The 21,122-nt window shown below is 57.5% G+C and carries 20 protein-coding genes; 16 read left to right on the top strand and 4 right to left on the bottom strand.

All coding sequences use genetic code 11. The features are described 5' to 3' along the window. Window positions 1-38: 38 nt before the first annotated feature. A complete protein-coding gene (locus JC200_RS08495) occupies window positions 39-683 on the top strand; it encodes a Bax inhibitor-1/YccA family protein (RefSeq protein WP_274435832.1) in 645 nt (214 codons plus the stop codon). 10 nt (window positions 684-693) lie between these two features. On the opposite strand, the gene JC200_RS08490 is transcribed toward JC200_RS08495, so the two are convergent. After that, window positions 694-1,329, bottom strand: a complete 636-nt coding sequence (locus JC200_RS08490) for an ArsR/SmtB family transcription factor (protein ID WP_274435831.1) — start codon at window positions 1,327-1,329, stop codon at window positions 694-696. Next, window positions 1,322-2,608 (bottom strand): MFS transporter, encoded by a 1,287-nt coding sequence (locus JC200_RS08485; RefSeq protein ID WP_274435830.1) that lies wholly within the window; start codon window positions 2,606-2,608, stop codon window positions 1,322-1,324. Before JC200_RS08485 ends, JC200_RS08490 begins: the two co-directional genes overlap by 8 nt. Before the next feature lie 464 nt (window positions 2,609-3,072). Between JC200_RS08485 and JC200_RS08480 the strand changes: the two genes are divergently transcribed. From JC200_RS08480 to JC200_RS08450, 7 genes are all read left to right on the top strand, one after another. Then, window positions 3,073-3,219, top strand: a complete 147-nt coding sequence (locus tag JC200_RS08480) for a hypothetical protein (RefSeq protein WP_274435829.1) — start codon at window positions 3,073-3,075, stop codon at window positions 3,217-3,219. 1,360 nt (window positions 3,220-4,579) lie between these two features. Further along, window positions 4,580-7,015, top strand: coding sequence for a leucine--tRNA ligase (gene leuS / locus JC200_RS08475; RefSeq protein WP_274435828.1), 2,436 nt, complete (start codon window positions 4,580-4,582; stop codon window positions 7,013-7,015). A gap of 60 nt (window positions 7,016-7,075) precedes the next feature. Further along, window positions 7,076-7,819, top strand: a complete 744-nt coding sequence (locus tag JC200_RS08470) for a FadR/GntR family transcriptional regulator (RefSeq protein WP_274435827.1) — start codon at window positions 7,076-7,078, stop codon at window positions 7,817-7,819. A 144-nt stretch (window positions 7,820-7,963) separates the two neighbouring features. After that, window positions 7,964-8,386: an NAD-binding protein gene (locus tag JC200_RS08465; RefSeq protein WP_274435826.1), complete on the top strand. Its 423-nt coding sequence runs from the start codon at window positions 7,964-7,966 to the stop codon at window positions 8,384-8,386. 147 nt (window positions 8,387-8,533) lie between these two features. Beyond that, entirely contained in the window at window positions 8,534-8,707 is a 174-nt protein-coding gene (locus JC200_RS08460; RefSeq protein WP_274435825.1) for a hypothetical protein, read from the top strand. 48 nt (window positions 8,708-8,755) lie between these two features. Then, window positions 8,756-9,886 (top strand): sporulation integral membrane protein YtvI, encoded by a 1,131-nt coding sequence (ytvI, locus tag JC200_RS08455; RefSeq protein ID WP_274435824.1) that lies wholly within the window; start codon window positions 8,756-8,758, stop codon window positions 9,884-9,886. Beyond that, window positions 9,883-10,374 carry a DUF402 domain-containing protein gene (locus tag JC200_RS08450; RefSeq protein WP_274435823.1) on the top strand — a complete coding sequence of 164 codons (492 nt, stop codon included), beginning with the start codon at window positions 9,883-9,885 and terminating at the stop codon, window positions 10,372-10,374. Before ytvI ends, JC200_RS08450 begins: the two co-directional genes overlap by 4 nt. A gap of 11 nt (window positions 10,375-10,385) precedes the next feature. Here the strand turns inward: JC200_RS08450 and JC200_RS08445 are convergent, their stop codons facing one another. Next, on the bottom strand, window positions 10,386-10,961 hold the full coding sequence (locus JC200_RS08445; protein WP_274435822.1) for an RsfA family transcriptional regulator: 576 nt from the start codon (window positions 10,959-10,961) through the stop codon (window positions 10,386-10,388). Window positions 10,962-11,194: 233 nt separating this feature from the next. Between JC200_RS08445 and JC200_RS08440 the strand changes: the two genes are divergently transcribed. The 7 genes from JC200_RS08440 (at window position 11,195) to nth (ending at window position 20,052) form a co-directional block, all read left to right on the top strand. Then, window positions 11,195-13,516: a DEAD/DEAH box helicase gene (locus JC200_RS08440; protein WP_274435821.1), complete on the top strand. Its 2,322-nt coding sequence runs from the start codon at window positions 11,195-11,197 to the stop codon at window positions 13,514-13,516. Continuing rightward, complete coding sequence (locus JC200_RS08435; RefSeq protein ID WP_274435820.1) at window positions 13,513-14,802, top strand: ribonuclease H-like domain-containing protein; 1,290 nt, start codon at window positions 13,513-13,515, stop codon at window positions 14,800-14,802. The genes JC200_RS08440 and JC200_RS08435 overlap by 4 nt, the downstream gene beginning before the upstream one ends. Window positions 14,803-14,934: 132 nt before the next feature. Further along, on the top strand, window positions 14,935-15,573 hold the full coding sequence (locus JC200_RS08430) for a DUF1054 domain-containing protein (protein WP_274435819.1): 639 nt from the start codon (window positions 14,935-14,937) through the stop codon (window positions 15,571-15,573). After that, window positions 15,570-16,139, top strand: coding sequence for an HDIG domain-containing metalloprotein (locus JC200_RS08425; protein WP_274435818.1), 570 nt, complete (start codon window positions 15,570-15,572; stop codon window positions 16,137-16,139). The genes JC200_RS08430 and JC200_RS08425 overlap by 4 nt, the downstream gene beginning before the upstream one ends. Before the next feature lie 90 nt (window positions 16,140-16,229). Further along, a complete protein-coding gene (locus JC200_RS08420) occupies window positions 16,230-17,795 on the top strand; it encodes a long-chain-fatty-acid--CoA ligase (RefSeq protein ID WP_274435817.1) in 1,566 nt (521 codons plus the stop codon). A 23-nt stretch (window positions 17,796-17,818) separates the two neighbouring features. Then, complete coding sequence (locus JC200_RS08415; protein ID WP_274435816.1) at window positions 17,819-19,318, top strand: bifunctional metallophosphatase/5'-nucleotidase; 1,500 nt, start codon at window positions 17,819-17,821, stop codon at window positions 19,316-19,318. 17 nt (window positions 19,319-19,335) lie between these two features. Continuing rightward, window positions 19,336-20,052 (top strand): endonuclease III, encoded by a 717-nt coding sequence (gene nth / locus JC200_RS08410; RefSeq protein ID WP_274435815.1) that lies wholly within the window; start codon window positions 19,336-19,338, stop codon window positions 20,050-20,052. On the opposite strand, the gene JC200_RS08405 is transcribed toward nth, so the two are convergent. After that, window positions 20,049-20,369 (bottom strand): DUF2614 family zinc ribbon-containing protein, encoded by a 321-nt coding sequence (locus JC200_RS08405; protein ID WP_274435814.1) that lies wholly within the window; start codon window positions 20,367-20,369, stop codon window positions 20,049-20,051. The genes nth and JC200_RS08405 overlap by 4 nt on opposite strands. 97 nt (window positions 20,370-20,466) lie before the next feature. Between JC200_RS08405 and JC200_RS08400 the strand changes: the two genes are divergently transcribed. Further along, window positions 20,467-21,060, top strand: coding sequence for a DUF2140 family protein (locus JC200_RS08400; RefSeq protein WP_274435813.1), 594 nt, complete (start codon window positions 20,467-20,469; stop codon window positions 21,058-21,060). Window positions 21,061-21,122 lie beyond the last annotated feature (62 nt).

Below are 21,122 nucleotides of genomic sequence, written 5' to 3'. Positions count from 1 at the left end.
ACTGTTAAATCCATGCACTACGAAAGGGTGGAGCCGAGATGCAGGGGGCATACGCTGTTTCCAGAAGCCATCTCATGAGCCGTGTTTTCTTTGGTCTGTTCCTGAGCTTGCTCGCTTCCGTTATCGGACTTGGTGTTGGTCAGTTTGTGCCGCCACTGTGGCTGCACATGCTGTGGTTCCTCGACATTGCGATGCTGTTCGTCGCGATGTTCGTTCGTCGTTCCAAAGGAATTGGGATGCCGTTTGTGCTGGTGTTCACATTCGTGCTCGGGATGGGGTTGTACCCGACCATCGCTGCATACGCATCGGCCATCGGCGCGACGCTGGTGCTTGAAGCCGCCGCCATCACGGGAGCATCGTTCCTGGTCGCTGCGCTTGTCGCCTCGCGTTCGTCGTTCGACTTTACGTTTCTGCGTGGATTCCTGTTCATCGGGCTAGTCGCGCTGGTGTTGATGGGGCTGGCATCGCTGTTTATCAACTTTGGCACGACAGCGGCGCTCGTCTACACGTGGCTCGGCATCGCGATTTTTATCGGCTACATCCTGTTCGACGTCAACCGCATGGTGCACTATGGTGTCAGCGAACAGATGGTGCCGTGGATGGTGCTGTCGCTGTACCTCGACATCGTCAACCTGTTCCTGTTCATCCTACAGCTGTTCGGCATCAACACGTCGCGCAGGTAGGGCATCGCGACTATTCGTCGTCATCTGGGAAGAGACCGAGTGCCCGCGCTTCGTCGATTTCATAACTCATCACCACAAATGCAAAGGTTCGCTTTTGGCCGCCGTCGTTGACGGCGGTTTCTTGTTGCGCTTGGCTGTCGGTCTCGCTCGCGGCGGTGTGGGTGTGCGTCTGCTGCTGGTCTGATGCAGGAAAGGAAGCGTCAAGGGCTTGCCACTGCCTCCGCCACTCTTCAACGGTTTGCTGTTCCAGTGACATGGAGAGCTTCACATGGGTGGACTCGCCAGCGAGTTTACGGGAAAGCATGCCGAGTCCCGGGTTCCAGATGGTTTGAACGCGTTGCAGGAACCACGCTGCATTCTTGTTGAGCATGTCGAGGTCAGGGGTCAGCCACATGTTGTGCCCCTTGGACTGGTAAAAGCGCTCGACCAGGTTACCAATCTGCCGAGTCTCAACCACCTCCAACAAGCCTGCTTCCTCAAGCTTGTGCACGTGGTAGTACAGCCGCGAAGGCTTCTCGCCGATTCGTTCCGCCAGTTCTGCCACCGTCAGAGCTTGTCCAGCTGCATATTCGAGAATCTGACTGCGCTTTGGGTCCAGCAGGAGCTTCATCAGTTCCAGGTCAGAGATTTTACCGAGTTCAGCCAACAATGTCGCCTCCACTTTCTGTAGCGTCCGATTGCAATCCCGCAAGGGCCGCATTTGGGGTGTTGAACAGACCCTTAAATCCGGCTAGAAATGGCATCACAATCGTGATCATCAAGGTGAGTACACCGGCAATGACACAGGCAATCAGCGCACTGGTCAAACCCGTGATGGCGCCGCCGGCCAGGATCCCTATCAGGTTACCACCATCGGCAAAAGACTGCAGGATGGAACTTACACGCCCCCGGATGTCTTGGCTGGTCTGCTGCATGAGCAGAGTCCCGACGGGAATGGATGCTGCTGTACCCAGTGCACCGAACATCGCCATCCATGCGTACACGGGAAGGAGGCCAAAGGGTGTGCGCAACACATTGACAATAGGTGCACACACGATGACAGCGCCAGTTGCTACAAGCGCGGTGACCAGCAGCGTTGCCGGGCGTGCGCGGGTGATTAGCGTCGTCATGGCGATGGCACCGAGTATCGCCCCAACGCCGGCCACGGAGTCCAGCAACCCGAACTGTACGACTGGAACGTGGAAGGAGTTGAGCAGCAGGGCATTGGAATCCGTGTTGACCATACCGATTGTGACGCTCACCAGTCCAAGCGAGAGAATCAGAAAACGCAGCGTGGGAGTGCGGCGGGAGACGGACCAGCCTTCTCGGAGTGACGTCAGATAGGCACCGGGAGACCTGGTGGAACGAGTACCTGCTCTGCGCCGCATCAAAGCCGGGAGGCTCGAGATGAAGCCGGCGGACAAGAGAAACGACGCTGCGTCCGCTAAAAAGACCGCACTGGGATGGCCAATCGCGAGCAGTGCGCCAGCGAGGGCAGGTCCCGCAATGCTCATTGCGGACGATGTGCTCTGCGAGATCCCGATGGCTCGCCCAACGTGTTCCTCTCCTGCGACGAGCGGGACAGCAGCGGACCTTGCTGGCAGGAAGAATGCACTGCCGACCTCGTGCACCGCGACCATCGCGAGGAGGACGGTCACGTGGTGCCGGAACGGGAGCATGCCAAGGACGACGAGAAGTCTGAACATGTCTGCAGACACCATGAGCCAGCCCTTCGGCCACTTATCTGCCAACGGTCCCGCAAACGGACGGACCAACGCGCGTGGCAGGAGCATGGTGAAAATCATGAGTCCAATCGCGAAGCCGCTGTGCGTGTCTAGTGCTACTGTGACAACCAGCACCATTTGCAGCATGCCATCCCCGAGTTCCGAGACGAACTGCGCTGCCCACAGCCGAACGAAGGCGGGGTTTCGTAACCAGAATTCCACTTGCCATCATCCTGTCGGTAAACTTTTATTTGTTGTTAAAATTTAGTTTAACGAAAGTGCCAAAGAGGTTCAAGGGGCAAGTTTGGAGTTGGCCGAGGAGCGTCGTGAAGTCGGCTGATTGCGTACCAGTGTGTCGTGAAGTCTGCCGATTGCGTCACAAGGTGCTGTGGAGTCAGCCGGTGGCTCCAAGGCCCGCTCGCCATGTAACTTGGGTGCAGCGTCGGACCCTGCCTTACAATCAATGGCGCTATCTCGACGGGATCCCCTAGTTAACGCCAATTTGGCGTTATGAGTCGGGTGACCCCAGCGTATTGCGCCATAATGGCGTTATCTGCGTCTGATCACGCTTCCATAGCGCCATAATGGCGTTATGTTATGCGTCCCGCCAGGCCCCATCTATCAAGCCAAAATGGCGCTAATCACCGACATATTTACCGTTGTCGCGGCGTCGGCGAGGGCGAAAGATGAAAAGGTTAGCGACGCAGGCGTCGCTAATCGACCAAATTCAAGCGCACCAGGTCGCGCTGAGTGTCGAAAATGTCGCTAATGACCGCCAAACCGGGTCGATAGGTGTCAATTTGACACTTACCCGTGAGGACGCCGCGCTCTAGGTGTCATTTTGACACTTACCTGTGGGGACACCGCGCTCTAGGTGTCAATTTGACACTTACCCGTGAGGACGCCGCGCTCTAGGTGTCAATTTGACACTTACCCGTGAGGCCGCCGCGCTCTAGGTGTCAAATTGACACTTACCTGTGAGGCCGCCGCGCTCTAGGTGTCAATTTGACACTTACCTGTGAGGCCGCCGCGCTCTAGGTGTCAAATTGACACTTACCTGTGAGGCCGCCGCGCTCTAGGTGTCAAATTGACACTTACCTGCGAGGACACCGCGCTCTAGGTGTCAATTTGACACTTACCCGTGAGGACGCCGCGCTCTAGGTGTCAATTTGACACTTACCTGTGAGGACGCCGCGCTCTAGGTGTCAAATTGACACTTACCCGTGAGGACGCCGCGCTCTAGGTGTCAAATTGACACTTACCCGTGAGGACGCCGCGCTCTAGGTGTCAATTTGACACTTACCTGTGAGGACGCCGCGCTCTAGGTGTCAAATTGACACTTACCTGCGACTGAGTGAGCATGCGTGAGATATCACTTAATTCGGGAGAGAGCGCCATTTTGGCCGCTACAACGCACCGCCGCCGCAGTTTGCTCCAAAATCTCTCGTGCGCCAGCGCGGTACAAAATCCGGGGTACAAAATGCGAGACACAAATTAGGATGAAAATAGCCGCGGCCGGCTATTTTCCCACTAACAGAGTTAAATGAGGTGGGTCGCCAAACTGGCGGAGCCGCCGAAGGTAGCCGCGGAACGCAGCTTCACCTAACCCCGATGCACCTAACTTGCTACCCTTAGCTCGCCTCGCGTATAATGTCACCAATTGAAGAATCAGAAACCAATGATGGGGAGCAGTAGCAGATCACGCGTTTCCACAGGGAGCCGACCCTTGCCTGGAAGGTCGGTGAAACGGCGCCTGCGAACTCGCCCCGAATGGATCCGGAGGAACAGCAGCAGGGTTCGGACCGACGTCACTGTATGTCGAGAAGTGTGAACGCTGCTAACTTAGTAGACCCGGACGCGGTCAGCGTTACTGGCGTAAAGTGGGCTGAACCCGACGCATCAGGTGGACTCTCGAATCGCGGGAGTCTCCAGAAGAAGCCGAGGGCGTACAGTCAACGTAGGTGGTACCGCGGAAGCAGACTTCCGTCCTATGGGGGACGGGAGTTTTCTATTTTCAGCCCGGGGTCGCGCCAGCCGGCCAGGGTCGCGCCAGCCGGCCAGGGTCGCGCCAGGCGGCCAGGGCGCCGCCAGTCAGGGGCCGGGCCAGCCAGCCTCACATCGCTGACATTGCCAAGCGGCATGGGGCGAACCCGGCATTGATGCAGGAATTTACCCAGGGAGTGGAATGTGCAGATGACATCGCAGAGTGAACGAGACTACCAGCCGACTGAGGTCGAGAAGAAGTGGAAAGCCAGGTGGCAGGAGCACGGCGGGGATAAGGTGCGCGAGGACAGCACGCGCACGAAGTACTACTGCCTCGACATGTTCCCCTATCCATCCGGTGCCGGGTTGCACGTCGGTCACTGGCGGGGGTACACCATCTCCGATGTGTGGAGTCGCTACAAAACGCTGCAGGGCTACGAAGTCCTACACCCGATGGGCTGGGACGCGTTCGGCTTGCCGGCGGAAAACTACGCCATCCAGACCGGGATCCACCCGGCCATTTCGACTGCGCAGAATGTCGCCAACTTCAAGCGTCAGCTCGCCGACATCGGCGCGATGTACGACTGGGACCGCGAAATTAACACGAGTGACCCATCCTACTACAAGTGGACGCAGTACTTCTTTGTGCAGATGTTCAAGCGCGGCCTTGCGTACCGCAAGAAGATGCCGATTAACTGGTGCCCGAGCTGCAAAACCGGCCTCGCCAACGAAGAGGTCGTGGACGGCAAGTGTGACCGCTGCGGTACGGAAGTGACGAAGCGTGAGATGGACCAGTGGATGCTCCGCATCACGGCGTACGCCGACCGCCTGCTCGAAGACCTGAAGGACCTCGACTGGCCGGACAAAGTGAAGCGGATGCAGACGGCCTGGATTGGCCGTAGCGAAGGCGCCCGCATCGTCTTTGACATCGATGGGAAGCCGGATGCACAGATTGAAGTGTTCTCGACGCGGCCGGACACGCTGTACGGCGCGACCTACATGGTGCTTGCGCCGGAGCACCCGCTCGTTGAGGCCATCACGACCGCTGACAAGCGCGCGGCAGTCGACCTGTACGTGAGCGAGGCGCTGAAGAAGTCCGCGATCGCCAGGCAGATTGTCGACAAGACGAAAACCGGCGAGTTTACAGGTGCATACGCAGTGCATCCGCTGACTGGCGCGAAGATGCCGATTTGGATCGCGGACTATGTGCTGATGGACTATGGTACAGGCGCTATCATGGCCGTGCCCGCACACGACGAGCGCGACTTCGAGTTCGCCGAGGCTTTCAACCTGCCAATCGTGCAGGTGGTTGCGCCGGATGGACAAGCGCCGGACCACGAGCGGACGCTCTACACTGGGCCTGGCACGCTGATTAACTCGGAAGACCTGAACGGCCTCGACGTGGAAGCCGGCAAACGCGCCATCGTGGTGAAGCTCGAGAAACTCGACCGCGGCGAAGCGACCGTCAGCTACCGCATGCGCGATTGGGTGTTCGCGCGTCAGCGCTACTGGGGTGAGCCGATTCCGATTATCCACTGTCCGACCTGCGGCGCGGTGCCGGTGCCGGAGGACCAGTTGCCGGTGCTGTTGCCGGAAGTCGAGCGCTACGAGCCGACTGGCACAGGTGAGTCGCCGCTCGCCGCGATCGAGTCGTTCGTGCACACCACCTGCCCGGAGTGCGGCGGCCCGGCGCGCCGTGAGACGGACACGATGCCGCAGTGGGCGGGGTCGAGCTGGTACTTCTTGCGTTATCCGGATCCGAAGAACGACGAAGCCCCGTTCTCGCGCGAGAAGGCGAACGAGTGGCTGCCGGTTGACATGTACATTGGCGGCGTCGAGCATGCGGTGCTGCACTTGCTCTACGCGCGCTTCTTCACCAAGGTCATCTACGACATCGGCCTTATCGACTTCGTCGAACCGTTCAAACAGTTGTTCAACCAGGGTATGGTGACACTGAACGGCGCGAAGATGAGCAAGTCGAAGGGCAACGTTGTGAACCCGGACGACATGACTACACTGCACGGCGTCGACGCGCTGCGCATGTACGAGTTGTTCGTCGGCCCACCGGAAGACGACGCGGAGTGGAACACGAACGGGCTCGAAGGGGTCAGCCGCTTCCTGCACAGGTTGTACCGAACCGCGGCAGCGAACATCGACCAGCCTGCGCCGACGCGTCCAGCGCTTGAAAAGTTGCGCCATCGGTTTATTGCGACGCTGTCGGAGCGGATGGAGAGCTTCCGCCTGAACACTGCCGTTAGCGCATTTATGGAGTACATCAACGCGCTCTCCGCAGAGTCGGAGGCAGGCATTGACCGCGAGACTATCGAAACCTTGGCAGTGACAATTGCTCCGTTTGCTCCTCACCTTGGCGAGGAGTTGTGGTCCCTGCTCGGGTACACGGAGTCCGTGTTCACGGCGACTTGGCCGACGTACGACGGGAAGTGGCTGGTGGACGACGAGGTCGACATCGCGGTCCAGGTCAATGGCCGTGTGCGCGCGCACATCACAGTCGCGGCAGACGCCGCAGCGGACACTGCAATCGCATCGGCCAAGGCAGACAGCGAGATCGCAGGTTGGCTGGCCGACAAGCAGGTCGTCAAAGAGATCTACGTGCCAGGGCGGTTGGTCAACCTGGTGGTGAAATAGTTCCACGGCCGCTGCAGTCACTGCGGCGGCAATGACAGGCATGCGGATGAGGTGAAGGCAATGGCCTTGTCGGATTTGCCACATGACAAGCTGTACGTGCAAATTGCACACGCGATTCGCGCCATGGTAGAAGAGGGGAGTTTCGCGCCTGGGGATAAGCTGCCAACACTCGCTGAGTTGGCAGCTACATTCTCATGCAGCCGAGCAACTGTGCGCGAAGCGCTCAGCGCCTTGCGTGGACAGGGACTTGTCGAGTTCCGCCACGGGGACGGGACGTACATTCGAACAGCGAGTCTCGAGGTGTGGATGGAGCCGCTTGAAGCTGCAGTACTCCTAGGCAATGGGCAGATTCGCCAGTTGCTCGAGCTCATGACAGCACTCTTGGCGGGTGCCGCCAGTCTGGCGGCAGAGCATACTTCGGATCTCGACCTTGGACCGGTGCGCAATGCCCTGTTTCAACTCGAATGCGCGGGACGGACAGGCGAAGATTCAGTCGCCGCGGAAGTGGCCTTCTTTCTGTGCCTCGCGGAGACCTATAACAACCAGGTGCTCACAAACACATTGCGCGTCCTGCAGGAGGCGATGCGTAGCACGCTTCGGTTTGCGCGCGAGCGACGCATCACTGGACTGTCTACAATTCGAGCGGTCTTTGACGCAGTTGCAGCAGGCGACCCGGCCGAAGCGCGAGACGCTGTGTACGCCTACGGCACGCATTTATTGCGCCAGTTCGACAAAGAGCGTGGTGCCGGAACACAGGCCCACACGGATGCGGACACGCAACGGAAAAGTCCCGGTTTGTCTTGAAGCCCAAGCGTCACCGCGAGACACAATCGTTGCCGAAGATTGGGCGCAATCGTGACGTTTGGACAGCTTTCCAAAATGCTTGGGCACGTGTATAATGATTAATGTAAGCGCTGTCATCTCAGTCGTAAGGAGTGACAGAACGGCATGCTCAATTTGTTGCTTGTATCGTTCAGTCGGGAAGGAACTACTTATTATCGCCGAGCGAGACAGTCAGGCATGGCCATCACGGCGCTTGATTGTGTCGAGACATACCATAAAAGGCTGAGTCAGTGGTACGGGGATAATTTGCTTCAGACGCTAGGTCGCCGCAAGGCTGTTAGCCGGGCAGTTGCAGCAGGCAGGTTTGATGCCGCCGTCGTTCACGAGGACACAGACTACGTTCACACTGCGTTGATTACTCAGTCGCTGCGGGAGGCTGGCGTTTACCGCATCGTGCTGGTCACCTCAGACTCAACCCGAGCCGCACTGTATCGGCGCTTGGGTGCCCACCGCGTGATTGTAGCGGCGTCTGCGGAAGAAGCGTGGCCGCAGGTTCTACGCGTTCTGCCAAGCCTGCAGACTGCATAGTCGTGAGTTTGATGGGCATCTTTTGTTCCGGGGAAGCGTGGATGTCGGATGAAATCCGGACTCCGCGCTTTTGCTTTGCTTGCCGGCTACTGCTGCAGTTAGCAGCCCAAGTTGTGGTATGATCAGGCCCGGGAGGGATGGCCGGAGATGAGTCGAAAAGCGAAATTTGCTTTCTTTTTAGTCGCGCTTTGCACCATCGCTAGCATGGGGGTGGGGAGCATGCTTGCCGCGTTGGACATGATTTTTCCCTCAGTAGTGGCATTCATCGTTGCCGTCATCGGCTTAGTGGGCGGGTTTACGATGCGCCGACGCTTGTTGTAGGCGCGAAACTCGCGCGATCCCGGTAATCGGAGCGGGGGTGGACCGTCTTTGAATCAAACGAATACAGAACGGCGTCGTGTCCGTCAGTATATGTGGCAATTGATTGAGGTCGCGGCGCTGGTCGTTTTTTTGACCATTGTCGTGATTGTCTTTTCACTGACTTTTAGGTACATATTCCCGTTTGTCATCGGCTGGCTCCTGGCCATTCTGTTAACGCCGTTTGCCGCGGGACTCGAACGGTTGCGGGTACCGCGTATGGCTGCGGTGCTGATCGTTCTCGTTGGCGTTGTGATTTTGTTCCTTGCACTCTCTGGTTTTGTGTTTGTCGCGCTGTCGCGCGAAGCGACCGACTTGCTGTTGCGGGCGCCACACTACGTGGCCAACATGCAAAAATTCGTCCAAAAAGAAATCGTGGCCGGACAGACTTTCTTTCACGCATTGCCACCCAACGTCGCGCGGGGGGTGGAGAGTACAGCGCTAAATGCAGCCGTGAACGTGGAGACGACGTTTCGGCACTTGGCTGTACACCTGCTGAACTCAGTTACGCGCTTGCCAGACCTGATTTTTATTGCCGTGATCTCGTTCGTCGCTTCTTTCTTTATGCTTCTCAACCGCGAGCGCATGTACCGCAGCTTTCTCCACACACTGCCGCCGGGTTGGTCAGGGAAACTTCACGACGTCTTCCATGATATGATTCGCGCGTTTATTGGCACAATCCGTGCGCAAGTGTTGCTCATGACCTTGTCTGCAGCCTTGGGGATTGTCGGTATGTGGGTATTAAATATTCCGTATGCTGTGATTCTTGGGCTGTTGTTTGGCTTAACGGGACTCGTGCCGATTCTTGGGTCTGCGATTCTGACGGTTCCCTGGGCGATTGGGGCGTTTGCATTCGGAGACACGAGCATGGGGGTGCGGGTGCTCATCTTGCAACTGGTTATCTCCATCATCCGGCAGATTATTGAGCCGCGACTTGTAGCGCAGAACGTCGGACTTGACACGTTGTCAACGCTGTTCGCTCTGTACGTAGGCCTGAAGGCGCTCGGCATTTTCGGTCTGTTTCTTGGTCCAATCATTTTGATCGGTCTCAAATCCCTGCTGCGCGCACGGATCTTCCGCGGGTTCTTTCCTGAAGAAGCAGAAGCGGGAGAAAATGTCCGGCCAGAGGGTGAGCGTACATGACCGTGTCGCTTGTGAGCACGCACTGGAACGGGACGGCGCACCGGGTCTGGCAACGAGCTGAGCCGTACCTGGACGCCTGGAGTTTTCTAATCGAAGCGGGTGATTCCGTGCTCGAAGCTGACGGTCGCGTGTGGTCCAGCCCTTATCCCGTAGTAGCTTGGTTCTGGCCAGAGGCTTTCTACCAAGTTTTCCTGTTGCAAAAGGACAGTGGGGCAGAGTACTACTGTAACGTGATTACACCGCCGCAGTACGACGGTTTGACTCACAGCGTTCAGTTTTGCGACCTCGATATAGATGTTCGCGTGGATGTAGGTGGCGTACGGGTTGTGGATGAGGATGAGTTTGCACAGCGGCGCGTCAACTACCCCTCTTCGCTTGTCGCAGCGGCGCTTGCCGCGAGGGACACACTCGTGACCCTGGCAAATGCGCGTCAGGGCCCGTTTTCGGCCGCTGCGGCAGCGCGCTTTGCTGCGGCAGCGGCGCGATAGAGAGCGCGAGCTTAATCGTTCGCGTGTGTCCGGCCGTCGTCCTCGAGCAATTTACGTGCACGTTCCATGATGGCAAACAGTGCCTTTGAGTCCTGCTCCAACTGTTCCGGGGTCAGCGGCCCGTCGTCCACGATGGGAGCGCGAGTCAGCTTGGCCTCGAGGGTGCGGACTTGCTCTGTCAGACTGCGGCGCTCCGATTCGAGCGCTTCGAGTTGCGACCGCAGTTTTTGATACTGCTGGTCGTAAGTCTGGAGAAACGTGACAACTTCCCGCATCGAGTCGGACGAAGTCATTGTGGCCGGTTCAGCCGTAATGGCCGGACTGCTCACTGTGGTACGAGCTTTGTGCTGCATTTTGCGAGCCCTCTTTGCCTCTTCGATCTCTTGTTTGTAGTCCTTGCGCACGACACCGTTCCAACGGTATCCACAGGCTGCTGCAGTTCTTCCCAATTCAGCAGCGGCTTCTTCGAATGCGCGCAACTGTGTGCTGCCAGTGCGAATGTGTTCTAGCACCAGCGCGGACAGTCGTTCATCATCCTGTGGAGTCCAAGCGTCGGAGCGTGTCGCCCATTTTTCTACGCTTTGCACGACGTGACGCCTCCTCTGTGTCGGTACTATACTTTATTTCCAAGCTGTACGAGATTCATACAATCCCGTGCTGTGGGGCTCTATACCATGCTATGTTGCATGGGCGAGAACGTGACCAGAATCGTTGAAATTTCGTAGATAGCAAGATCAGCTTTTGCGGTCTCTGTCAGTTTTACCCGAACAGGAGTTCGCTCTTAAACGTCGAATTTGTCTGTACGAGGAAGGTGAGCGCAGTGCAGTTATCCGCGTTACTCGATGAATGGCAGAGTACGCCTGAGTTTGCTAGTCAAGTGACGGCTTGGCGCGTACAACCTGCGCGTCTGCCGCGCTTACGCTCGGTGCCGGAGTGGATTCACAAAGACTTGCTGAGTGGGTTGAAAGGGCGAGGAATTAACCAGTTGTACAGCCATCAGGCAGAGGCAGCTGAAGTTGCGCGCGCCGGACGACACCTGATGGTAGTGACTCCGACAGCAAGTGGGAAAACTCTCTGTTACAACTTGCCCGTCCTCGATGCGATTTGCAAGAATTCTTCGGCGCGAGCCCTCTACTTGTTTCCTACGAAAGCACTCTCTCAAGACCAAGTGGCCGAGTTGCACGAACTGATTGGACACCTTGAAACGGGCGTGCAGTCGTTTACCTATGACGGTGACACGCCGATGCACGCGCGGCAGAAGGTCCGGGAAGCCGGACACATTGTCGTCACCAACCCAGACATGCTGCATGCGGCTATTTTGCCACATCACACAAAGTGGCTGAGACTGTTTGAAAATCTACGCTACATCGTCGTCGACGAAGCCCATATCTACAGAGGTGTGTTCGGCAGCCACGTTGCCAACGTCTTGCGCCGTCTCCAACGCGTTGCCGCCTTCTACGGAAGTCACCCGCAGTTCATCCTGAGTTCGGCGACAGTGGCGAATCCGGCAGACCTTGGGCGGGAACTAACCGGTCACCCAGTTCATGTCATCACAGAGTCAGGCGCGCCAACTGGAGAGCGCCACACGCTGCTCTATAACCCACCCATCATAACTCCTCAACTCGGACTGCGTCGGTCGTCGCTACAGGAGGCTAGGCGTATCGGGGCGCGCCTGCTCAAAGAGGATATTTCCACAATCGCGTTTGTCAAAGCGCGGACGCAGGTGGAGGTGCTCGCGTCGTACTGGAAGCGAGACGTATCGGCAAGGATGCAGCACAAGGTGTTTGGCTACCGTGGCGGCTACCTGCCAAGTGAGCGGCGAGGCATCGAACGTGGACTACGCAGTGGTGACATTCGCGGTGTCGTCAGCACAAACGCGCTTGAACTCGGCGTAGACATCGGTTCGCTGGAGGTCGCTATCAGTGTCGGCTACCCAGGGACTATCGCATCTGTCCGACAGCAGAGCGGCCGGGCGGGGCGAAGAAATGGCTTATCGGCAGGCATCTACATTGCAAACGCATCCGCACTCGACCAGTACGTGGTCAACCACCCAGATGCACTGCTCGAGGCGTCTCCAGAGGCTGCACGCCTCTACCCGGAAAACCTGCTGATTTTGATGGACCACTTGAAGTGTGCCGCCTACGAACTGCCATTTGCGAAGACAGAGTCGTTTGGAGTGGAGACAACAGAAGAGCTCCTTGACTACCTTGCTGAACAACGTGTCCTGCACCAAGGAGCGGATGGCCGCTACTTCTGGATGTCGGACTCGCTCCCTAGCCACGCCATATCTCTACGCAGTGCGGCGCAAGACAACGTGGTGATAGTCGACATCAGCGGCCCGAAGCCGCTTGTGATTGGTGAGACAGACCGGTTTAGTGCACTGACCACGCTGCATGAAGAGGCGATTTATCTCCATCAATCGCGATCGTTCCAGGTTGAAAGGCTTGATCTCGAGAACGGCAAGGCGTTTGTGCGCCCGGTCGAAGCGGACTATTACACCGACGCTGAACTCTCTGTCCGACTTCAGGTCCTTGACGTACTGGACGAGCGTCAACTTTCGCCGTCTCCGGCTTTGCATCAGACAGGCGAAGTGATGGTGAATGCCACGCCCACTCTGTTCAAAAAGTTGAAGTTTGACACGCACGAGAACTTGGGGTGGGGCAAAATCCACTTGCCTGAGGCGGAACTACACACCACGGGATACTGGTGTTCCTTTGGTGAGGCTGACCTCCCGTTTGATCGCGCTGCTTGGGAAACCGCTCTGTCGGGTTTTGCACATGTGCTTCGGCACGCCGCCTCCTTGCACTGCATGTGTTCGACGACAGACTTGCATGTCGCTGTGCACGTGCGTGATGAATTGACGGGTCGGCCGACGGTCTATTTGTACGACGCGTATCCAGGCGGCATTGGCCTCAGTGAACGCGTGTACAAGGACGCACAGTGTGTTGCAGGGACGGCCCTGGAGATGGTGCAGGACTGCCCCTGCACCGCCGGTTGTCCGTCTTGCGTTGGACCACAGGCGGGGACTGACGACCCTAAGCAGTTGACCAGACAATTGCTGGTCGCAGTCGTCAGCGGTGCAGGAGCCACACGGCCCTTGGCCGCACAGGACGGAGGTCTCTACTCGGGAGACCGCGTATGAATCGCTCCCTGAAAGAGCGCCTGCGCTCACTTGAACAGTCCGTCGCGCGCATACCGCCATCGCCCGCAGCACCCACTGCGTCTGACAACGCAATTGAACCTGCAGCTCCGGAGCGCCTGACCTTGGCGAAGCTCGGATTTCGCCAGGAAGTGGGTCCGCTTGGCCCGTACTCGGTGCGGACGCTCACGTACGATTTACTGACGATGCACGGGGACAGTAGGTTTTCTGACTTGCTCGCGGCAGACCTTACTGCTTTAGCGCGCGTTGCGAAGTTACAGGACGTACCTGCAGCCTCCAGCCTGCGTTTTTACGACACCGAAACCAGCGGTCTTGGCACAGGAGCCGGCACGTTTCCGTTTCTGCACGCCGTTGGCCGTATTGTCGAGGACGAGTTGTCTGTTGATCAGTACTTGCTTGTAGATGCAATGGATGAACCCGCCCTACTCGCGGGCCTGCTCGAGCAGCACTTCGCAGAGCCGTCTGTACTGGTGTCTTTCAACGGCCGAAGTTTTGACTGGCCGCTGTTACAAAACCGCTTGGTTATGCACCGCATAACCGACCACGCTCGCTACGCCAGCGCGCAGATTGGCCACGCAGACTTGTTGTACCCCAGCCGCAGATTATGGAAGTCGAGCCTAGGCAAGGTGTCGCTCGGGCACCTGGAACAACATACGCTCGGGTTGACGCGCGTGGACGACCTGCCGGGTAAAGAAGCGCCAGCCCGTTACTTCTCGTGGCTGCGAACTGGCGACGTAAACGGCTTGGCCCCAGTGCTCGATCACAACGCAGCCGACGTTTGCTCCCTCGTCGTGTTGATGGCGCGCGTCGCAGACTTGCTGTCAGGTCGGCAACCTGCTGTCCTGGCGGGAGAACACGTTGCGTTAGGACGCTGGTATGAAGAGTGGCGGGCATATGACCTTGCCGGCGCTTGTTACGAGGCAGCTGCAGCTTGTCCGGATGCAGACTGGCGAGCGCTCTGGTTGCACGCCTTACATCTGAAGCGGTTGGGACATCTGCACGATGCGGCCCGGGTGTGGGAGCTTATGCACGAGCGCTTTGCGGACTCTGTGCTGCCCGCTGTTGAACTTGCCAAAGCTGCTGAGCACCGAGACAAGGACTGGCATGCTGCGGCATGTTGGGCACAGCGCGCGCTCGACAGACGGGAGCGGCAGTTGATAGCGCAGGGTGCTGGTATCTCTGCGACTGACGGCACTCGGGCTGCTTTGGCGCACAGGCTTGAGCGGATTTTGCGCAAGGCGCGTACCACTGGCGCCGTGATTAGTTGACTTGCGAGAAATCCGCTTGTTGTCTACTGTTAGAAGAGACAAGCTGTGCAAACAAGCGTGCACAAGAACGACTTTGTGTGCACGAGAACAGACTCCGGATGCACTTTGACCATGTAGAGAGGCAGTGAGAGAGTGGAATTTACTGGCTTTGAAGACCGCGACTTTGCAGTGTTTTCTGTGCCTGGGCTGGAAGCTAGGATGGAGGCCTTAATCGCGCAGGTCCGGCCTAAACTGGAACAGCTCGGGAGAGATTTCACGCCATTTTTGTCGGAACTGTGGGAACAGCCGGTGTACGCACACGTCGCTAAACACGCGCGGCGCACGGTGAACCCGCCGAATGATACGTGGGTTGCCTTTTGCCCAGATAAGCGAGGCTATAAGAAGCACCCACATTTTCAGATCGGACTGTGGGGGACACATGTGTTTGCGACGTTTGGACTGATCTACGAGTCGCCGTTGCGTATGCACTACGCAAGACAACTGCGTGTGCATGCACAGGAAGTCCTCGCCCAGGTGCCAAAATCATGGGTGTTCATCCCAAATCACATGGACCCCGCAGCAATTTCGGCAACTGAGGTGGATGAGGCGAAACTTGTCCGGTTGACCGAACGCCTTGAGGGTAGGCAGGGAGAACTGCTCGTTGGTTTGCGACTGGAGCGTGCAGAGGCAGTTGAATTGACGGCGGCTCAGTTCGAACAAACCGTGCGCGAGTGTTTTCTAGATGTAAAGCCGCTGTTGCGGCTTACTCAGACGGAGGTGACAGCGGTTTGAAGTCTCGTGAACAAGCGCTTGAACTACTGCAGCAGTACACGAAATCCGAATCGCTGTTGCGTCACGCATTTGCCGTGGAGGCGTCGATGCGTGCATATGCGCAGAAGTCTGGTGAAGACGTGGAGAAGTGGGGCATCACTGGCTTACTCCACGATTTTGACTACGAGCAATACCCAACCCCGCAGGAACATACGATTGTAGGGGCGAAAATCTTAGCACAGCAAGGTTACCCGGACGATGTCATTTACGCGATTCGAGCGCACGCTGACTATAACGGGCTGGTGCGCGATACACCACTGGCGAAAGCGCTTTACGCGTGCGATGAGTTGTCCGGATTTGTCATGGCTGTTGCGATGGTTCGGCCGAATCGCGACCTGGCGGACGTCGAAGTGAAGAGTGTCAAAAAGAAGCTCAAAGACAAGGCGTTCGCACGCGGCGTCAACCGGGATGACGTTTACAACGGCGCGGAGGAACTCGGGGTGAATCTCGACGAACACATCGACTTCGTGATCCGAGCGCTCCAAAACGTTCGGGGTGAACTAGGTCTCGACGGTCAGACAGCCTGACAGAAGGCACACGGGCTGACGGGTGGAGAAGGCATAACCCGCATGATAAATGAATGGGCAACAGTGCGAATGACCAGGGGAGGCAGGACGATGTCAATCCGGGGACCAGAGATGGAAATTCCAAGTCTCACACTGTACCAGATGCTCAAGCAAACGGTTGACGAAGTTCCAGACAATCGTGCGCTCATTTTCGCAGGCGATGAACTGACCTACACAGAGCTGCACCATCAGGTTCAGACCGTGATGGGTCGACTTCAGGAGCTTGGCATCAAGCCAGGCGATCGTGTCGGAATCATGTTGCCGAACTGCCCGCAGTACGTGGCGTCCTACTACGCGATCACAGGTATCGGGGCCATCGTGGTGCAGATTAGCCCGATTAGCGCTGGTCCAGAGCTTGCATACCTGTTGACTGACTCAGGTTGCAGGGCGCTTGTCGCGTACTCTGAAGTCGTGACGCTTGTGCAGTCTGTGCGGCCCGCTTCGCTGGAGACCGTTGTCGCAGTGCGCTTTGGCGCGACGACTGTGTCGCTGTCTGCGCAAGACCGCTGGTTCGACGAGTGGATGACCGCTGTCCCTTCAGCGCCAGAGCCGGTCATACCGGATTTGAACCCGGCAGACACCATTGCAGTTTTGCAGTACACGGGCGGCACGACTGGCCGGTCGAAAGGTGCGATGCTGACGCACCGCAACCTCGTTGCGAATGTCTATCAGTCGAATTATTTTGTGCCGGGTGGTTCACAGCCGGACGACGTGGTCGTCTGTGCGTTGCCCTTGTTCCACGTCTACGCGATGACGATTTGCATGAACCTGCCGATTGCGTTCGCTGGGACGATTTTGCTTGTTCCGCGCTTTGACGCGAAAGAACTGCTGACTCTGGTCGAAAAGTACAAAGCGACGTCCTTCCCTGGCGTGCCGACGATGTATGTGGCATTGACCCAGGTGTTGACACCGGGATCAACAGCGCTGTCGTCGCTGCGCATTTGCAACAGTGGCGGTGCGCCGCTCCCTGTGCAAGTGCTGCACCGCTTCGAGGAATTGACCGGCGCTGTGATGTCGGAAGGCTATGGGCTCAGCGAATCGTCACCCGTGACGCACAGTTCGCTGCGTGACAGGCGCAAGGTGGGGAGCATCGGCATCCCTGCGCCAGAAACAGAAGTAAAGATTGTAGCAATTGATGACCCAAGCCGAGAAATGCCGAACACAGAGTCCGGCGAACTGGCCATTCGCGGTCCGCAGGTCATGAAAGGATACTGGAATCGACCCGAAGAAACCGCGCGCACACTCGTTGACGGCTGGCTTTTGACAGGGGACATTGCGTTAATTGACGACGAGGGCTTTACGTTTATCGTCGACCGCAAGAAGGACCTCATCATTTCAAGTGGCTTTAACGTCTACCCGCGCGATGTCGAAGAGGCATTATACAAGCACCCGGCAGTGCTCGAGGCAGCTGTCGTGGGGGTGCCAGATGAGTACCGCGGTGAAACGGTGAAGGCGTTCGTCGTGTTGCGCGACGGCGAGGGAGTCACTGAGGCCGACCTCATCGCCTTTTGCCGACAGCAGCTAGCACCCTATAAGGTTCCGCGCTTGATTGAGTTTAAACAGGACTTACCAAAATCTGCGGTCGGAAAAGTCCTCCGCCGGTCACTCAGAGCTTAAATTACCGACGAAGGGGTGTTGCAGTGGACATCCACCTGCTCCACGTCAACGATGTGCACAGCCAGATTGAAAATCATATGCGGCTTGGCGCATTGTTGAGGAACTTACGGAGTGCTTTGGCCGCGCGCGGCGAGTGGGTTCTGACGTTCGACATCGGCGACACTATCGATCGTGTCCGACCGGAGTCGGAGGCCACGCTCGGAGCTATCAACGCAGAGTTGCTCGGCGCACTTGGCGTGGACGGTTGGGTGTTTGGGAATAACGAAGGGCTGACGGTTCCGGTCGACCGCTGGCATAACTTGGCGGTCCGCGCTCGCACGGTGGTTTACGGAACCAACCTCAGGCAATCAAGCGGCGCGCGTTTTCCTGGCTTTGTCGACACGCATGTGTATGAACGGGCAGGCGTCAAAATTGGCGTTTTTGGCGTAACACCGGACTACGAGCGCCCGTACAGTGTCCTCCAAGTGCAGGCGCTCGAACCATTTTTGGCAGCCGAGGCCGCGGTTGCTTCCTTGCGCGACCGCGGCTGCGACATCGTCGTCGCGTTGTCGCATCTAGGCTTGTTTACAGACAGGGAGCTGGCTCAGCAAGTGGCAGGGATTGACGTCATCCTCGGTGGGCACACGCACCAGTTTATGCAGGCCGCCGAGTGGGTCGGGCGGACGGCCATTTTCCAAGCGGGCAAACACGCCTTCGCGTTCGGCCACACCACGATGAACTATGACCCCATCCACAAGCGCATCGTCAGCGTTCACAGCGAGTCGCTCCCGGTCGACGTACACGGTGCGTTTGATGAAGCGATGCTGTTTGCGTATCAGGCGTTGCTGCTTGAGGTCGAGACAAATTTGTCTACTCCAATCGTGACTCTGCAGAAACCGCTCATCACTCGCTTTGATGAGGAGTCTGACTTTGCCAACCTACTTGTCGACGCGTTGTTTGAAAAGTACTCCTCTGACCTTGGCTTGATGATGGCTGGAGCGCTTAATGCGAGTTTACTTACCGGCGATGTAACGACGTTGCACGTGCACGGTGCGTGTTCGACGCCGACGCGTCCGGTTGTACTGAGTCTTCGCGGCAGCGACTTGGAACAAGTGATAGCTGACTCGCTGAACCCGAAGTCGTGTCTCCGGCCCGGTTTCGGTTTTGGCTTTCGCGGTGCGGTGGTTGGGTTTTTGGCTCTTGCCGGCGCACAGGCTTGCTGGGTTCGGGACGCCGACGGAGGGCGACGGCTGCTCTCCCTTTCCGTTGGCGGAGCAGCGGTTGAGTCAGAGCGGTGGTACCGCGTTGTCACTTGCGAGTACCTGTTGCTCTCGCTGGTCTTTCCCCAGTTTCGCAACGCCAGGGACATTGAGTTTGAGCCGCTGCTGGTCCGGGAAGTGCTGCGTGACGCTATTCGTCGCGACGACCTGATCGCTGCAGCGCGGCAGCGGCGTTACTCGGAGTGCGAGAGCGAACCTGGTACTGGACAGGTTAGGGGTAAAGGCGACACAATAGAGTTAATTGTAAACCAATCTGAGAGATGAGAGATAGGGATGTTAAGATGGCACTGATGTCTCGCGCCAACACGCGGCGCATGTTGGTCAAGCTGGAAGCAGCCTACCCGGACGCCAGGTGCGCCCTGAACTTCAGCACACCGTTTGAACTTTTAATCGCGACCATGCTGTCGGCGCAGTGCACGGATGTGCGGGTCAATCAAGTGACTGCGAGACTCTTTCAAAAATATCACGGTCCACAGGATTACGCGCAGATTACACCGGAAATACTGCAAGAAGACATTCAAGAACTCGGACTCTTCCGGGCCAAGGCTGAGCACATTGTCGAGACATCTCGCATGTTGTTGCGAGACTTCCACGGCGAAGTACCACAGACTGTGGAAGACCTCGTGAAACTTCCAGGGGTCGGTCGCAAGACAGCGAACGTCGTTCTGTCAAACGCGTTTGACACGCCTGCTTTGGCTGTCGACACGCACGTTCAGCGAGTGTCGAATCGAATTGGCGTCGCCAATAGCATGAATCCGGTAATTACGGAACAACAGCTTTGCCAGCGCATTCCCCAGAAGCTGTGGGGACAGGCTCACCACTGGCTGATCCACCATGGCCGCCAGGTGTGTACAGCTCGCAGCCCGAAATGTGACAACTGTCCAGTGAGTGAGTTCTGCGCTTTTTACCAAAAGATGCAGGGAGATCCGAAGCTCAGGGGCAAAGTGTTCGAAGAAAAGCCTAGTCGCAGCCAGCGAGGGGCCAGGAACAAGTCTTAGCGTTCGCGCGACGTGGCCTTCACGTCCGGCTCGTAACTGCCTGTCTCGGTTTTCCGCAGCCGCTGGTGACAGTGGCTGCACGCGTCTACGGCGCCCGCCAGACGTGTTTCTTGCCCGCAACAAGGGCATTTGACGGTTTGAATGCTGGCCGTCACTGGACCGTAGCGAAAGTACATCAAAATGCCAACAACGACGCCAACGCCACCCATTGCCAGCAAGTAGGGCAGGAGGGTGCGGTTAAACACACCACAGTACATCACGAAAAACCCGCCGAACATGAAGGCAAGCGCCCAATTGCGCAATGTATTGACGTTCACGTTGCATGACGCTCCTTTGTGCTTCTGACCATTGTTCCTCATGTTAACGGATGCGGTTGGCGATTGTCCACGCTCGACACCAAGGAGGCACCCGTCGATGTGGAAGAAGGCATTTGTACTCATCATCTCCATCGATCTTTTGATCGCAATCGCGGCTGCGGTGTGGTTTGCCACGCTTCCGGCCGCAACCCCTGCCACGCCACCGAAGTCGTCTACTGGGTCTTCACAGCAGGCACCGATTGAACTGACGATGGGGGCGCCTGCCATCAACACGTATTTAGCCTACGCACTTGCCAAACAACCGGAAGTGACGAAAGCGGTGTCGTACGTCCGCGTCAATTTTGGCAACCAGTGGGTTGTAGACTTCGGGCTGCGCTTGGGAAGTCGGTCGGTTCCTGTGCAACTGTCGATCGCGCCGCACATCCAGGGTGGAAATTTGGGGATGCAGATTCAAAGCGCCACTCTCGGTGGAATCCCAGTCCCCCCGTCCCTGCTCGTTTTGACCTTGGCTCACGCTCCCTGGCCACACTGGATTGCGGTGAATACCAGCACCAACACCCTTCAAATCAACTTTACCGCACGCCCCGCTAACCCGTACGGGCTGCGTGTGCTCGGTTACTCCTCGCAAACCAAGCAACTGTCTGTGCAGGTGCTCATCACTCCACAATCTGCTCTCTCCGGTCACCTCTGAGAGTACCCCTGGCACAAAGGCATAATGCCTGTTTGCTCGTCGCACGCTAGGAAAGGTTGTTC

Source organism: Alicyclobacillus sp. ALC3 (assembly GCF_028751195.1).
Lineage (GTDB): Bacteria > Bacillota > Bacilli > Alicyclobacillales > Alicyclobacillaceae > Alicyclobacillus_L.
The sequence above is the reverse complement of the archived record's forward strand: the minus strand, read 5'-3'. Positions and strand labels throughout refer to the sequence as shown.

Coding starts and splice junctions, on each gene's coding strand:
- JC200_RS08495 (WP_274435832.1), top strand. CDS start 39: ATGCAGGGGGCATACGCTGTTTCCAGAAGCCATCTCATGAGCCGTGTT.
- JC200_RS08480 (WP_274435829.1), top strand. CDS start 3,073: ATGAAAAGGTTAGCGACGCAGGCGTCGCTAATCGACCAAATTCAAGCG.
- leuS (WP_274435828.1), top strand. CDS start 4,580: ATGACATCGCAGAGTGAACGAGACTACCAGCCGACTGAGGTCGAGAAG.
- JC200_RS08470 (WP_274435827.1), top strand. CDS start 7,076: ATGGCCTTGTCGGATTTGCCACATGACAAGCTGTACGTGCAAATTGCA.
- JC200_RS08465 (WP_274435826.1), top strand. CDS start 7,964: ATGCTCAATTTGTTGCTTGTATCGTTCAGTCGGGAAGGAACTACTTAT.
- JC200_RS08460 (WP_274435825.1), top strand. CDS start 8,534: ATGAGTCGAAAAGCGAAATTTGCTTTCTTTTTAGTCGCGCTTTGCACC.
- JC200_RS08450 (WP_274435823.1), top strand. CDS start 9,883: ATGACCGTGTCGCTTGTGAGCACGCACTGGAACGGGACGGCGCACCGG.
- JC200_RS08435 (WP_274435820.1), top strand. CDS start 13,513: ATGAATCGCTCCCTGAAAGAGCGCCTGCGCTCACTTGAACAGTCCGTC.
- JC200_RS08420 (WP_274435817.1), top strand. CDS start 16,230: ATGTCAATCCGGGGACCAGAGATGGAAATTCCAAGTCTCACACTGTAC.
- nth (WP_274435815.1), top strand. CDS start 19,336: ATGGCACTGATGTCTCGCGCCAACACGCGGCGCATGTTGGTCAAGCTG.
- JC200_RS08400 (WP_274435813.1), top strand. CDS start 20,467: ATGTGGAAGAAGGCATTTGTACTCATCATCTCCATCGATCTTTTGATC.